A 14,802-nucleotide genomic window follows, 5' to 3' on the forward strand; every position below is an offset into this window, starting at 1 on the left:
TTTCTCGACAACCCACGGCATAATGCGCGCCGTGATGATAATTTTTTGAACGAACAAGGCGAGTGACGTGTTGAAGAAAACCCTGTTCCAGTTGCACTGGTTTTTCGGCATCAGCGCCGGGCTGGTCCTGGCCCTGATGGGCATCACCGGGGCGACGGTGTCGTTTCAGGATGAAATCCTGAACGTGCTCAACCCCTCCGTGTTGCAGGTCGAGAAGCAGGTCGCCGGCGTCCTGCCGCCCGTCGAACTGGTCGAGCGCATCGAAGCCGCGTCCGGCAAAAAAGTCTCGATGCTTTCCGTCGAGACCGACAGCGGCCATGCGGCCAAGGTGTTTTTCACCCCGCCACCGGGCCAGCGCCGCGGCGAAATGCGCTACGTCGACCCGTATACCGCCGAGCTCATGGGCGATGCCACCGGCCAGGACTTCTTCGGCTTCGTGCTGCAATTGCACCGCTTCCTGGCCATCGGCGACACCGGTCGCAACATCACTGGCGCGTGCACGCTGATCCTGGTGTTCTTCTGCCTGTCCGGCCTGTACCTGCGCTGGCCGCGCCAGTGGAACAAATGGCGGGCCTGGCTGACCCTGGACTGGAAGAAAAAAGGCCGCAGCTTCAACTGGGATTTGCACTCGGTAGCCGGCACCTGGTGCCTGGTGTTTTACCTCTTGGCGGCGCTGACCGGGTTGTCCTGGTCGTATGAGTGGTACAACAAAGGCCTGACCCGATTGCTCTCCGACGCCCCGCAAAACGAGCGCGTGCGCGGTGGTCGTGGCCCGGTGCCAAGCGGTCCGGCGCCCACCGCCGACTACGCGGCCATCTGGAGCAGCATCTACAGCGCCGCGGGCCCGGCACTCAGCGCCTACAACATCCGTATGCCGCCCGTGGCCGGCCAGCCGGCGACGGTGTTCTACCTGCTGAAAACCTCGCCCCACGACCGCGCCCTGAACCAGATCACCCTCGATCCGGCGACCGGCATCGTCAAGCAGCATGATCGCTACAGCGACAAGAGCCTCAAGGCGCAATTGCTGACCAGCATTTATGCACTGCATGTCGGCAGCTACTTCGGCATTGTCGGGCGCATCATCCTGACGATTACCGCACTGACCATGCCGTTGTTTTTCGTCACCGGCTGGATGCTGTACCTCGATCGTCGCCGCAAGAAAAAGCAGATCAAGGACGCGCGCAAAGGTCTCGAACAACCGGGTAGCGATGCACCGGCATGGCTGATCGGGTTCGCCAGCCAGAGTGGATTTGCAGAGCAATTGGCGTGGCAGACCGCCGGCCAATTGCAGGCCGCCGGCGTGCCGGTAAACGTGCAGCCGCTGGCGAGTGTCAGTGAACAGGATCTGTTGAATGCCACTAACGCGCTGTTCGTGGTCAGTACCTTCGGCGACGGTGAAGCACCGGACAGTGCGCGCGGGTTCGAACGCAAGGTGCTGGGGCGGGCATCAAACCTTGAGCGTTTGAACTACGCGGTGCTCGGCCTGGGTGATCGCCAGTATCAACACTTCTGCGGTTTCGCCCGACGCTTGCACACCTGGCTGGGCGAGCACGGCGGAAAAACCTTGTTCTCCCCGGTGGAAGTCGACAGCGGCGATCCGTACGCCTTGCGCCACTGGCAACAACAACTGGGCCTGTTGACCGGGCAAGCACCGGTCGACACCTGGCAGGCACTGAGCTACGACAATTGGACGCTGACCCGCCGCGAATTGATGAACCCCGACAGCATTGGCTCGCCGGTGTACTTGCTGGGCCTCGCCGCCCCATCCACCAGCAGTTGGCTGGCGGGTGATCTGGTGGAAGTGTTGCCTCGTAACTGCCCGTGGGCCATTGAGCACTTCCTTGATGGCCTGGGCATCGACGGGCGCGCTGCGGTTGCATTGGATGGCTTGTCACAACCGCTGGAGCAAGCCCTCGCCACGCGTCAGCTGCCGGAGAACCGAGCCCATCTGGTCGGCCTGCACGCTCAGGCACTGGTCGATGCGCTGGTGCCGTTGGCCATGCGCGAATACTCCATTGCTTCGATTGCGGCTGACGGCCTTCTGGAACTGATCGTGCGCCAGGAAATGCACGCCGATGGCAGCCTGGGCATCGGCTCCGGCTGGCTGACCGAACACGCTCCCGTGGGGGGCACCCTCAGCCTGCGAGTGCGGCGCAACAGCGGGTTCCATCTGCCGGCCGAGCCGGTGCCGATGATCCTGCTGGGCAACGGCACCGGTCTGGCCGGGCTGCGAAGTTTGCTCAAGGCGCGCATTGCCGACGGGCAACAACGGCACTGGCTGCTGTTTGGCGAGCGCAATCGGGAACACGATTACCTGTGCCGCGATGAGTTGGAGGAGTGGTTGACTTCAGGCGACCTGGAGCGACTGGACCTGGCGTTCTCGCGAGATCAGGCCGAGAAGATTTATGTTCAGGATCGCCTGCGCGAGTCGGCGGATGAGTTGAAGCAATGGTTGGCTGATGGTGCCGTCATCTACATCTGCGGCAGCTTGCAAGGGATGGCGTCGGGTGTGGATCACGTGCTCAATGAAGTGCTCGGGATTGCTGAAGTCGATCGCCTGATCGAACAAGGCCGCTACCGTCGCGACGTCTACTGACACCACTAATCTCCTGTAAGAGTGAGCCTGCCGGCGATGACGGTTTAACATTCAACATATCTGTTGGCTGTTGTACCGCAATCGCGAGCAGGCTCACTCCTACAGGGGGGCAGGCGTGCAACCATTAGACCGGTTGCACCTTCTGTTCAAACACACTGACCCCATCCAGATCCCGCAACACCACGCTCATCTCCCCCGTCTGCCCGTCAATATTCACCTCGCCAAAAAACTGAAACCCGGCAAACGGTGAAGTGTTCTGCGCCGGCGGCGCCTTCTCGAATACCACCTCCGGGCCGAACGTCTTATCCAGCGGATTCGGCCCAAAACTCCCGGCGTTCAGCGGCCCGGCGACAAACTCCCAGAACGGTTCAAAGTCCTGAAACGCGGCACGATCCGGGTGGTAGTGATGCGCTGCGCAGTAATGCACGTCCGCCGTCAAAAACACGAAGTTACGTACCTGCTGCGCCCGCAGGAAACCCAGCAACTCAGCGATTTCCAGTTCACGCCCCTGGGCCGGTCCCGGGTCGCCATTGGCGACCGCTTCCCAGCGCGCCACACCCGGGCTGACTTCACCGTCGGGCACGCCCAAACCAATCGGCATGTCGGCAGCGATGACTTTCCATTGGGCTTGCGAGCCTTTCAATGCCTGCTTGAGCCAGTCCAGTTGCTCGCGCCCGAGAAAGGGTTTTGCCGCGCCGAGGTTGTCGTCGTTGGCGCCGCGGTAACTGCGCATGTCGAGCACAAACACATCGAGCAGGGGCCCATAGCTGAGCTTGCGATAAATCCGCCCGCCGTTATCGGCGCTCTGTAAACGCATCGGAGCGTATTCGAGCCAGGCCTGTCGTGCGCGGCCGACCAGGTTGTGGATATCTTTCTCCTGATAGCGCGCGTCGAGTTGCTTGCCCGGCGACCAGTTGTTCACCACCTCATGGTCGTCCCATTGCCAGATCTGCGGAACCTCGGCGTTGAAGCGACGGATATTTTCGTCCATCAGGTTGTAGCGGTAGTTACCACGAAAATCGTCGAGGTTTTGCGCGACCTTGCTCTTGGCTTCGGTAGTGATGTTGCGCCACACCCGACCACTTTCAGTGGGCAGTTGCGCGGGCACCGGGCCGTCGGCGTAGATGGTGTCGCCGCTGTGGATAAAGAAGTCCGGCAGGCGCAATCGCATGGCTTCGTAGATGCGCATGCCGCCGATGTCCGGGTTGATGCCGAAGCCCTGGCCGACGGTGTCGCCACTCCAGACAAAACGAATGTCGCGGCGGGTTTGCGGCACGCTGCGCAAATGGCCAAACCAGGGTTCGCTGGCGACACCGCTTTGGGCATCTTCGAAGGTCACGCGATAGAAAATCGCCTGATCGGCAGGCAGGCCGGTGAGTTCGACCCGCGCAGTGAAATCGCTGCGCCCATCCGCCAGTGGTGAGACAAACCGGCGCGGGTTGCTGAACAGGCTGCGGGTGTCCCATTCCACGACCATTCGCGCGGGGCGGTCGCTGCGGCTCCAGACCATCGCCCGGTCGCCCAGCAGGTCGCCGGACTGCACGCCGTCAGTGAGTTGTGGACGATCCTTGACCGAAGCGATCACAGCCGGCGCCAGCCCTGGCAACAACAGCCCGGCGCCCACCGCTTGCATGACCCGACGGCGACCGAGGTCGAATTCGCTCATGGTGTTCTCCCTGAAAAGGAAAACTAAAGCACATACCCATGACGCTGGTGTGAAAGGCAATCCCTGTGGGAGCGGGCTTGCCCGCTCCCACAGGGATTGGTATCAGGCGTTGGCGGGTTCCAGTGCCTGCTCCACCGTTTCAGGCCGTTTGAGCAGCGCATACGCCACCGCCGTCAGCAGGCTCCCGGCGACAATCGCCAGCAGGTACAACAGCGCATGATTGATCGCATTGGGGATCGCCAGCACAAACAAACCACCGTGCGGCGCCATCAGCTTGCAGCCGAAATACATCGACAACGCCCCGGTCAGTGCACCACCGGCAATGCTCGCCGGGATGACCCGCAGCGGGTCTTTCGCCGCAAACGGAATCGCGCCTTCAGAGATGAAGCACAACCCCAGCACCAACGCCGCTTTACCGGCTTCGCGCTCGGTCTGGGCAAACTTGCGCCGTGCGATGAACGTGGCGATGCCCAGGCCAATCGGCGGCACCATGCCGGCGGCCATGGTCGCGGCCATCGGTGCATAGCTCTGTGACGCCAACAGGCCCACCGAGAACGCGTAAGCCGCCTTGTTGATCGGTCCGCCAAGGTCCACGCACATCATGCCGCCCAGCAACACACCGAGCAGAATCGCGTTGGTGGTGCCCATGCTATCGAGGAAGTGGGTCAGCCCTTCGAGCATCCCGGCCACCGGTTTGCCGACCACGTAAATCATCACCAGGCCGGTGAACAGACTCGCCAGTAACGGGATGATCAGGATCGGTTTCAGCGCCTCGAGACTCTGCGGCAAACGCGCGTAGCGGTTGATCGCCTGCGCCGCATAACCGGCGATGAAACCGGCAATGATCCCGCCAATAAAACCGGCTCCGAGGGTACTCGCCAGTAGACCGCCAATCATCCCGGGCGCCAGGCCCGGCCGGTCGGCAATCGAGTAGGCGATGTAACCCGCCAGCAGCGGCACCATCAACTTGAACGCGGTCTCGCCGCCGATCTGCATCAGCGCCGCCGCCAACGTGCCCTGCTCCTTGAAGGCGGTGATGCCGAACACAAAGGACAACGCGATCATCAAGCCGCCCGCCACCACCATCGGCAGCATGAACGACACACCGGTCAACAGGTGTTTATAGACGCCGGTTTTCTCTTGCTTGACCGGGCCGTTGGCGCCGCTGGCAGCGCTTTCCTGCCGACCTTCGGCCAGCGCTTTATTCAGCGTCGCCTCGGCCTGTTTCAGCGCAATGCCGGTGCCGCAGCGGTAAATTTTCTTGCCAGCGAAACGCTCGGTGGCGACTTCGATATCACAGGCCAGCAGCACCACGTCGGCATCGGCAATCGCCGCCGCGCTCAACGGATTGCGCGCACCGACCGAGCCCTGGGTTTCCACTTGCAGGTCGTAACCCAGACGCTTGGCGGCTTGTTGCAGGGCTTCGGCGGCCATGAACGTGTGCGCGACGCCGGTCGGGCACGCGGTGATCGCGACCAGTCGAGGCGCGTTCTTAGTGAGGACGGCGGACTCGGCGACCGCGTCAGGGGCAACGTACACCTGAGCTTCTTGAGCACCGCGCCGCAGCACCGCTTCAACATCTTGCAGGGCTTGCGCCGGAGTGCACTGGAACACGCGTTTGCCGACGAATCGCGTCATGTCAACCGGCACGCTGGTCACCAGCAACACCCACTCCGCACCCTCGATCGTGGCCGCCGACAGCTGACGCTCCGGATGCGTCGCATCCACCACTTCAACGCACGTCATCCAGCCCTGACGCTGAGCCGCCGCATCGAGCAAACGGGCGCACAGCACACTGGTGACCATGCCGTTCGGACAGGCCGTAACAATGGCTAACTTCATCACAATCCCTCTTATTGTTCTGTCAGGGGGCGCACGCGCACGCCCTGTTCGAGCTGCGCCAATTGCGCGGCATCGCCGATGCCGAAACCGATCTGGGTGACCGCCATCGCGGCAATCGCCGTGGCGGTGCGCAGGGTCTGTTCAGGTGTGTCGGCGCTGAGCAAACCATGGAGCATGCCGGCCAGTAACGAATCGCCCGCGCCCACCGTGCTGGCGACGCTGACCTTGGGCGGCGTGGCATGCAGCGCCGAACCGACGCTGAACCAGTTCACGCCATCGGCACCGTGGGATATCACCACATGCTCAATGCCTTGAGCGTGCAAGCGACTCGCGGCTTCGGCTTGTGCCGCGACCGAAACAACCTCACAGCCGAGCGCATCGGCCAGCTCTTCAGTGTTCGGTTTGATCAGCCATGGGCCGGCCTTGAGTGCAGAACGCAACGCTTCACCGCTGGTGTCGAGGGCGACGTTCAACCCGAGTTTTTTCAAGCGCACGATCAACGCCTGCAACCAATGCGCACTGACGCCCAGCGGCAAGCTTCCGGCGACGACCACAGCATCATGGCCCGGTGCGATCTGCTCAAGACGATCGAGCAACGCCTGCTGCGCCGCTTCACTCACTCGCGGCCCCGGACCGTTGACGTCGGTGATGCGCCCGTCGCTTTCCGCCAGTTTGATGTTGCTGCGAATCTCGCCGGGAACGCGGATGAACGCGTCGACAAAACCACGTTTGGCAAACAGGGTTTCGAACGCCTGTAGATTGTCTTCCCCAAGGAAACCGCTGACGGTGAGCTGATGACCCAGGTCCGCCAACACTTGCGCCACGTTTATGCCTTTGCCGGCGGCGTGGGTGTGCATGGCGTCGCTGCGGTTGACCTGACCGGGTTCAAGGCGCGGCAACTGAACGGTCAAGTCCAGCGCCGGGTTGAGGGTCAGGGTTAAAATCCGGGCCATTACAGAGCCTCCACTAATGCGCGCACTTCATTGGCGCTGCCCACGGCCAGGGCCTGTCGGGCGAGAATGTGCGTCTGGGCGAGGCTGAGTTCGCGAATGCGCGCCTTGACCTCGGCAATGCTGCGCCCCGACACGCTGAGTTCGTCCACCCCCAGACCGACCAGCACCGGCACCGCCAGCGGATCGGCCGCCAACTCGCCGCAGACGCCGACCCATTTGCCATGGGCATGCGCCGCACGCACGGTGATGTCGATCAGTTGCAGCACCGCCGGGTGCAAGCCGTCGGCCTGTGCGGACAAGGTCGGATGGCCACGGTCGATGGCCAGGGTGTATTGGGTCAGGTCGTTGGTGCCGACGCTGAAGAAGTCGACCTCTTTGGCCAGCACCGGTGCCAGCAATGCCGCCGACGGCACTTCGATCATGATCCCCAGTTGCAGGTCGGCGACCGGGATTTCCAGGCGCAAGCGCTCGGTCATGTCCCGCGCCTGACGCCATTCATCAACGCTGCCGACCATTGGAAACATGATCCGCAGCGGGCGGTTGTCGGCGGCCCGCAGCAGGGCGCGCAATTGCGCTTCCATGATTTTCGGGCGCTGCAGGGTCAGGCGAATACCGCGTACGCCGAGGAACGGGTTTTCTTCTTTGGCGATCGGCCAATACGGCAGCGGTTTGTCGCCACCGACGTCGAGGGTGCGCACCACCAGCGGCCGACCGGCCAGACCGTCGAGGACGCGACGGTATTCGACTTCCTGAGTGGCCTCGTCGGGCGCTTGCGGGTGAGCCATGAAAATCAGTTCGGTGCGCAACAGGCCAATACCTTCGGCGCCCTGCTCTACCGCACTGACTACACCGGCGCTCTCGCCAATGTTGGCGAACACTTCGACCGCGTGGCCATCGGTGGTCAGCGCCGGTTGATGACGTTGTTCAGCGGCCACTTTCAGGCGCTGTTCACGGGTGTCGCGTTCCTCGATGGCGCGTTGCAAGGTCAGTGCATCGGCGTCCACATGCAGGCGCCCGCGCTGGCCGTCAATCAGCAACGGCGTGCCCGGCGCCAACAGCAACACCGCCGCGCCAGCACCGACCAGCGCCGGAATACCCAGCGCCCGGGCGACAATGGCGCTGTGCGCCGTGGCGCCGCCGCGAGCCGTGAGAATGCCGGCGACACGGGCCGGATCGAGACGCGCGACGTCGGACGGACCGACTTCGTCCATCACCAGAATGTAAGGCTGGTCCGGCTCGCTTGGCGTTTCGACGCCGCTCAGTTGCGCCAGCACGCGCCGGCCGATGTCGCGCAAGTCCGCCGCACGTTCGGCGAGCAACGCATCCTGCAACGATTCCTGCTGTCTTGCCGCCGCTTCGATCACCGCCATCCACGCCGCTTCGGCGCTTTCGCCTTGCTTGAGGCGGGTGTCGACTTCATCGGTCAGTTCCGGGTCGTCGAGCATTTCCTGATGAGTGATGAAAATCTCGCGGATCGCCTTGGAGGTGCTGCGCTCGATCAGGCCTTCGATGTCGCGACGCACCTGCGCCAGCGCCTGTTTGAGACGCTCGCGCTCGACGGCGGCCGACTCACCGCGCAGCGGGTATTCGATGGTTTGCAACACTTGAACATGCGCCGGGCCGATGGCAATGCCCGGCGCTGCGGCGATGGCTTGAATCAGGCTGCCGGACGCCGGGGCGAGCAGCACTTCGGCTATCTCGGCGATTTCTTCGCGTTGTTGACTCACGGCTGGCAACGGCTCGATTTCTTCGCCGAGGCCTTCTTCGATGGCGCCCAACAAGGCCGGCAAGGCATCGGCGGCGATGCTCGGCTCGGCAATGAATTCCAGCACCTGACCCCGACGGGCGCCGAGGCTGAGCAGTTTGCTCAAGCTCTTCACTGACACCGCGCTGTCCTGGCCGTCGACGATGCGCACGCGAATTTCGCCTTCAAAACTTTTCGCTAGCTGGGCGAGGATCTTCGCCGGGCGCGCGTGCAAGCCGTGGGCGTTGGCCAGTGCGATGCGCGCGCTCGGCCAGTCCGCCGGCAATTCACCGCCAAGGACTTCGAGCACTTTGCGGCTGCTGGTGGCGCGGCCCAGTTCGTGGCCACGGCCTTCAATCAGCAACGCACACAGACGTTCGAGCAAGGCCTGATGGGCTTCACCGAGGCTGGCCAGGCAGAACAGACCGCTGAGCGGCTGGCCAAGGTAGCGAATCGGTTTGTCCGGGGTGACGAAGGCCAGACCCGGGCGCTTGACCGTTTGTTCGCTGTGTAACCACCACAAGCCATCGCCCAGGGGCAACGCTTCGACCTGTTGCAACACGGCGGAGAAACCGTTGCTCACACAATCAGCCTGACGCAGCAACCGCGCGCCACGCCAGACCAGTTCTTCGAAGTCATCGGCCGACACACCCAAGCCGATCATCTGCGCATCCAGCGCCAATTCCTGCGGCGCGCCTTGCAGCAGTTTCAACAAGGCCTCGGCGGAGCTTGCGCGACGCAAGGCCTGGCCCAGGTCGGTTTCGCCGAGGGCGCGGGTCAACAGTTGCAGCAAGCGTAAATGTTCGTCGGACTTGGCCGCGATGCCGATCGCCAGGTACACGATCTGGCCGTCGCCCCAATCCACGCCTTCGGGAAACTGCATCAGCCGCACGCCAGTGGAAAACACCAGGTCGCGGGTTTGCGGTGTACCGTGAGGGATGGCAATACCTTGACCGAGAAAAGTCGAGCCCTGAGCCTCACGCGCCTGCAACCCGGCCAGGTACCCGTCGGCGACCAGGCCATCGGCAACCAGATGCTCGGCCAGTAGCTGCAACGCAGCGGATTTATCCACAGCCGACTGGTCCATGGATATCTGCTCTAGAGTGAGCTCGAGCATGCTTTCTCCTTTTTGGCGTCTGAGGGCGCCAGGTATTGTTTTGAATGAATCAGCTTAAGCGCTTAACCGTCACTTTTGGCGGTTTCACGGCAGAACCGGCCAAGGGTGCTTACAACCCTGAAAATACGCTTGCTGAAACGTTTAATCTAGAACACTTGGCACGTTACTCGATAATGCCTCATCCTTGAAGCCCAACTTGTCGGATGTGCGTGGACACGAGTCGCCTGCCGGATTCGGGTAGGATTGGCGGAAATGTCGGCCGAAAAACAAGGAAACCCGCGTTGAAACTCAGTGATATCGCACAGTTGGCCGGTGTGTCCGTAACCACCGCCAGTTATGTCATTAATGGCAAAGCCGAACAGCAACGCATCAGCAGTGCCACCGTCGAGCGCGTGCGCGCGGTCGTCGAACAGCATGGTTTTACACCCAATCCTCAAGCGGCCGGGTTGCGCAGCCGGCACACGCGCACCTTGGGTTTTATTCTGCCGGACCTGGAAAACCCCAGTTACGCACGAATCGCCAAACTGCTGGAACAAGGCGCCCGGGCGCGCGGCTATCAATTGCTGATCGCCAGCTCCGACGATGCGCCCGACAGCGAGCGGCAATTGCTCAAACTGTTCCGCGCCCGGCGCTGCGATGCGCTGATCGTCGCCAGTTGCCTGCCGACTGATGACGACAGCTATCGCCAGTTGCAGGCCAAAGGCATGCCGATCATCGCCATCGACCGGGTCATGGAGCCCGAGCACTTTTGCTCGGTCATCAGTGACGACCGCGAGGCCAGCCTGCAATTGACCCGCAGTCTACTGGACCCGCTGCCCAAGCAGATCGCCTTGATCGGCGCGCGCCCCGAGTTGAGCATCAGCCAGGAACGCGCTGCCGGCTTCAAAGAAGCGCTGCACGGGTTCGAAGGCCAGGTGCTGATCGAGCACGGCGAATCGTTCAGCCGCGAGTGCGGCAAGCAATTGATGGAAGAAATGCTCCAGCGTCTGGGGCATTTGCCAGACGCCCTGGTGACCACCTCCTACGTGTTGCTTCAGGGGGTGTTCGATGCCTTGCATGACTTCCCGCTGAAAACCCGTCCGTTGCGCCTGGGGACATTCGGTGACACCCAGCTGCTGGACTTCCTGCCGCTGCCGGTCAACGCCATGGCCCAGCAGCATCAGTTGATCGCCGATAAAGCCCTGGCGCTGGCACTGGCCGCCATCGAGCAGTCCGATTACCAACCCGGCGTGCAGGCCATCGCGCGGACCTTCAAGCAGCGTATTCACCGGGACTGAACCGTGGAGCTGATCGACACCCACACTCATCTGGATTTTCCGGATTTCGACGCGGATCGTCAGGCGTTGCTGGCCGAAAGCCGCGCCTTGGGCGTGCGTAGAATGGTGGTGTTGGGGGTGTATCAGGCGAATTGGCAGCGAGTCTGGGACCTGGTGCAAAGCGATCCCGACTTGCATGCTGCATTCGGTTTGCACCCGGTGTATCTGGAGGACCATCGACCTGAAGATCTACAGGCACTCGGTGACTGGCTGTCGCGCCTGGCCGGTCATCGGCAGTTGTGCGCCGTGGGCGAGATCGGTCTGGATTACTTCATCGAAACCCTGGACCGCGAGCGCCAGCAGGCGCTGTTCGCGGCGCAACTGCAACTGGCGGCGGACTTCAATCTGCCGGCGCTGATCCACGTGCGGCGCAGCCATGCGGCGGTGATTGCCACGCTGAAACGCTTTCGATTGAAACGCGCCGGAATCATCCACGCCTTCGCGGGCAGCAAAGAAGAGGCGCGGGAATACATCAAGCTCGGTTTCAAACTGGGTCTGGGCGGCGCGGCGACCTGGCCGCAGGCGCTGCGCATGCACCGTGTGCTTGCCGAATTGCCACTGGAATCCGTGGTACTGGAAACCGACTCACCGGACATGGCCCCGGCCATGTTTCCCGGTCAACGCAACAGCCCGGCGCACCTGCCGGCGATCTGCTCGGCGCTGGCGCAAATCATGGCGATCAGCCCTGAGCAATTGGCCAGCGCCAGCACGGCCAATGCCTGCGAGCTGTTCAACTGGTAATCAGTCGGCGTGTGCCTTGGCGGCTTCCAGAATCAGCGTGATGTGTTGCCGGTGATGGGCGAACTGTATGACGACGAAGTAGAACAAAATGGCGGCCAGCGAAAAATTCAGCTGCTCGACGACACTGAGCATGCCAATCCATTCCATGACCAACGCCACCAGGATCGCGGTGCACACCATCACCAGCGTGCTCGCCCGCAGCAAGCCCAGTGAATCGAGCGATTTGAAGCGTTTGATCTGTTTCGGGTCGCTCAATTGCAAGGCTTTGTGGCAGTGCGTACAGGCGAATGATTCGTTGATCGCAATCGCGTTGAGTTGCCAGGCTTCCAGCCGCAGGGTGCTCCCGCAGTGAGCGCAGTGCCCCTGAATTCCCAGTGTTGCAACAGACATTACCGCGCCTCCTCAGGGCTGGCCAGAGTGAATGATCTTCCTTCATTGAAGACGAAAAATCAGAGCACGGAGGAAAAGAGGACAAATCTCATCCGCAATGGAAACAAATATTACAGATTGTTCGCAGAACCTGTAGGAGTGAGCCTGCTTGCGATAGCGGTGTGACAGTCAACTAATTTGCTGAATGTTTGACCGTTATCGCGAGCAGGCTCACTCCTACAAGGGGCTTTACACCCGGAAGGCGCTGATCAGGTGCTTGAGTTCCACCACCTGGGCCGACAACGCGCGGCTGGCATCCTCGGTCTGGTGCGCCCCTTCGGCGGTACGCTCGCCTGCGCGATTGATCTCGACGATGTTCTGATCGATGTCGTGGGCGACGGCGGTCTGCTGCTCGACCGCTGCAGCAATCTGCTGGTTCTGGTCCACGATCATGCCGACGGCGCCGAGGATGTTTTCCAGTGCCTGCTGGACCTTTTCCGACTGACCGACCGTGCCATCGGCTACCTGATGGCTGATGCCCATGGCCTTCACCGCCGCGCCGACGCCGCTGTGAAGTTTGCTGATCATCTGCTCGATTTCTTCGGTCGATTGCTGAGTGCGCTTGGCCAGCGTGCGGACCTCATCGGCCACCACCGCAAACCCGCGCCCCTGCTCACCGGCCCGAGCGGCTTCAATGGCCGCATTGAGGGCCAGCAGATTGGTCTGTTCGGCGATGCTCTTGATCACTTCCAGCACGCGGCTGATGGACTGGCTGTCGCTGGCCAGTTGATTGATCACGATCACTGACTGATCGATCTCACTGGCCAATTGCGCGATGCTGCCTTGTTGGGACGCCACCAGACCGCGACCGCTGATGGTCTCGTCGTTGACGCTGTGGGCGCTGCTGACTGCGGCAGCGGCACTGCGCGCCACCTCAAGGGATGTGGCCGACATCTGGTTCATGGCCGTGGCGACCTGCTCGATCTGCGAACGTTGCCCGGCCACCGCCTGGTTGCTCTGGGTAGAAACGCTTTGCACCTGCCCGGCCTGGCGCTCGACCTCATTGACGGTCTTGCCGACGCGTTCGATCAGGTCATGAATTTTCTTCACCGTGCCGTTGAACACCTCGCCCAACTCGCCGAGCTCATCGCGACTTTCCGCGCGGAAGGTCACCGTCATGTCGCCCGCAGCAACCGTGTCCATCATGGCGCCAAGACGCTTGAGGGTGGTGCGGGTCGACGCATAAAAGCCGCCGTAAAGGTAGAAAATCAACACAAACACCACCGACAACGCCACAGCCTGCAAGACCATATGGGTGCGGTTCTGCTCCAGTCGCTGCTGCAACTGAGTACCGAGGAACTTCAGGGTGGCTTCGTTGAGTTGGTAAGTCTGGTCCATCAGGCCGGTGACCTGATCGTAAAAGCCCTGCCAGGGTGCATCGAGGGTGTCGGCCATCACCACTTGTTCTTCGAACAGCTCACTGGCTTTTTTCAGCGAGGCCTTGCTGCTGTCAGCTTGAGCGGCCAGGGTTTCACGCGCCGCTTTGCTGGAACCCAGTGCGTCCTGCAACTTCAGGCCGTACTCGCCCTGGAGCTTTTCGATCTGCGCCAACAGCTCATCGAATCGAGTGCTCGACGCCGAGTTGAGAAAGCCTTGGCCGAGGGAAAAGGAACCCATCGCCCGGCCTTCGCCCAGCAGTTGGGTCACCGGTGGGGTGACGTTGGTAATCAGTTCGCTCAGTTGGCGCATGTCGCTTTGGCTGTCGCGACTGAGGCCGGCCTGGGTGGCGATGATCTGGCTGAAAATCTGCGCGTTGCCCAGCAGTTTGCCGATCATTCCGCTTTTACTTTGCAGGGAGGTTTCCGTTTGCTGGGCCTTGAACGCGGCGATCATTTCATCGCGTTTACCGTCGAAAATGGTGATCTGCTCAGGATCAGTGGTCATCGCGGTCAGCCCTTGCAGGCGCGCCAGAATGCTCTGCTCCAAGGTGCCGATCTTCGACTCGACGTTGCCGGCTTTGCCGGACTGGCCGAGCGTGACGTTGATCTGTACCAGATTGTTCAGGGTCTCCAGGTCACGCCGCAACGTCATGCCGCTGCCCAGCAGGTCGAGGCTTTGCAGCTCGACTTGCGTGCCCTGAAATTCGCGATAGGAGTCGCGCACCAGATAAAAGTTGGTGACCAGCATGGGCACAAGGAACAGCACGCTGATCAAGCTGAACTTCATGCCGAAGCTCAGGCGGTTCATCAGTGCGACGGCGGGATAGAGCAAGCTCTTCACTGGAAGTCTCCCATTGCATTCTTATTTTTATTTGGCAGGCGCGGCTCAGCGGCACATAGCCACTATTCAGCGCTATCCCTGTATATCTTAAATCGGCAGGGGGTTTTGTAACTTAAGGTTAACGAGGGGAAGCGCGGACCCGTAGCCGCTGGCGCAGCCTGCGTCCGGCTGCGAAACA

10 protein-coding genes and 1 pseudogene are annotated in these 14,802 nt (G+C 61.8%); 4 read left to right on the plus strand and 7 right to left on the minus strand.

Translation table 11 applies throughout. The annotated features are described in order from the left end of the window. The first annotated feature begins 67 nt into the window (after positions 1 to 67). Complete coding sequence (locus tag AB4N43_RS12585) at positions 68 to 2,596, plus strand: PepSY domain-containing protein (protein ID WP_027924480.1); 2,529 nt, start codon at positions 68 to 70, stop codon at positions 2,594 to 2,596. 124 nt (positions 2,597 to 2,720) lie between these two features. Here the strand turns inward: AB4N43_RS12585 and AB4N43_RS12590 are convergent, their stop codons facing one another. The 4 genes from AB4N43_RS12590 to ptsP form a co-directional block, all read right to left on the minus strand. Next, positions 2,721 to 4,262 (minus strand): alkaline phosphatase D family protein, encoded by a 1,542-nt coding sequence (locus tag AB4N43_RS12590; protein WP_460154106.1) that lies wholly within the window; start codon positions 4,260 to 4,262, stop codon positions 2,721 to 2,723. 102 nt (positions 4,263 to 4,364) lie between these two features. Then, positions 4,365 to 6,104: a PTS fructose-like transporter subunit IIB gene (locus AB4N43_RS12595; protein ID WP_027924478.1), complete on the minus strand. Its 1,740-nt coding sequence runs from the start codon at positions 6,102 to 6,104 to the stop codon at positions 4,365 to 4,367. 11 nt (positions 6,105 to 6,115) lie between these two features. Next, on the minus strand, positions 6,116 to 7,057 hold the full coding sequence (pfkB, locus tag AB4N43_RS12600; RefSeq protein ID WP_410922642.1) for a 1-phosphofructokinase: 942 nt from the start codon (positions 7,055 to 7,057) through the stop codon (positions 6,116 to 6,118). Next, on the minus strand, positions 7,057 to 9,918 hold the full coding sequence (ptsP, locus tag AB4N43_RS12605; protein ID WP_460154107.1) for a phosphoenolpyruvate--protein phosphotransferase: 2,862 nt from the start codon (positions 9,916 to 9,918) through the stop codon (positions 7,057 to 7,059). The genes pfkB and ptsP overlap by 1 nt, the downstream gene beginning before the upstream one ends. A gap of 44 nt (positions 9,919 to 9,962) precedes the next feature. Here ptsP and AB4N43_RS12610 point away from each other — a divergent pair, with 44 nt between their 5' ends. From AB4N43_RS12610 to AB4N43_RS12620, 3 genes are all read left to right on the plus strand, one after another. Then, positions 9,963 to 10,106, plus strand: coding sequence for a hypothetical protein (locus tag AB4N43_RS12610; protein ID WP_155953736.1), 144 nt, complete (start codon positions 9,963 to 9,965; stop codon positions 10,104 to 10,106). Positions 10,107 to 10,199: 93 nt separating this feature from the next. Then, positions 10,200 to 11,195 (plus strand): catabolite repressor/activator, encoded by a 996-nt coding sequence (gene cra / locus AB4N43_RS12615; RefSeq protein ID WP_027924475.1) that lies wholly within the window; start codon positions 10,200 to 10,202, stop codon positions 11,193 to 11,195. 3 nt (positions 11,196 to 11,198) lie between these two features. After that, a complete protein-coding gene (locus tag AB4N43_RS12620) occupies positions 11,199 to 11,975 on the plus strand; it encodes a TatD family hydrolase (protein WP_027924474.1) in 777 nt (258 codons plus the stop codon). On the opposite strand, the gene AB4N43_RS12625 is transcribed toward AB4N43_RS12620, so the two are convergent. The 3 genes and pseudogenes from AB4N43_RS12625 to AB4N43_RS12635 form a co-directional block, all read right to left on the minus strand. Continuing rightward, a complete protein-coding gene (locus AB4N43_RS12625; RefSeq protein ID WP_027924473.1) occupies positions 11,976 to 12,365 on the minus strand; it encodes a hypothetical protein in 390 nt (129 codons plus the stop codon). 228 nt (positions 12,366 to 12,593) lie between these two features. Next, positions 12,594 to 13,523: a methyl-accepting chemotaxis protein gene (locus tag AB4N43_RS12630; protein ID WP_407692653.1), complete on the minus strand. Its 930-nt coding sequence runs from the start codon at positions 13,521 to 13,523 to the stop codon at positions 12,594 to 12,596. Next, positions 13,500 to 14,591 (minus strand): annotated as a pseudogene (locus AB4N43_RS12635) (methyl-accepting chemotaxis protein); the annotation flags it as partial. The pseudogene AB4N43_RS12635 and the gene AB4N43_RS12630, both read right to left, overlap by 24 nt. Positions 14,592 to 14,802: the final 211 nt, after the last annotated feature.

It is taken from the genome of Pseudomonas sp. S2_B07, assembly GCF_054668435.1.

Excerpts from the sequence above, each read along its gene's own strand:
- ptsP (WP_460154107.1), bottom strand. The coding sequence starts at position 9,918 with ATGCTCGAGCTCACTCTAGAGCAGATATCCATGGACCAGTCGGCTGTG.
- pfkB (WP_410922642.1), bottom strand. The coding sequence starts at position 7,057 with ATGGCCCGGATTTTAACCCTGACCCTCAACCCGGCGCTGGACTTGACC.
- AB4N43_RS12625 (WP_027924473.1), bottom strand. The coding sequence starts at position 12,365 with ATGTCTGTTGCAACACTGGGAATTCAGGGGCACTGCGCTCACTGCGGG.
- AB4N43_RS12610 (WP_155953736.1), top strand. The coding sequence starts at position 9,963 with ATGAATCAGCTTAAGCGCTTAACCGTCACTTTTGGCGGTTTCACGGCA.
- AB4N43_RS12630 (WP_407692653.1), bottom strand. The coding sequence starts at position 13,523 with ATGACGGTGACCTTCCGCGCGGAAAGTCGCGATGAGCTCGGCGAGTTG.
- AB4N43_RS12590 (WP_460154106.1), bottom strand. The coding sequence starts at position 4,262 with ATGAGCGAATTCGACCTCGGTCGCCGTCGGGTCATGCAAGCGGTGGGC.
- AB4N43_RS12595 (WP_027924478.1), bottom strand. The coding sequence starts at position 6,104 with ATGAAGTTAGCCATTGTTACGGCCTGTCCGAACGGCATGGTCACCAGT.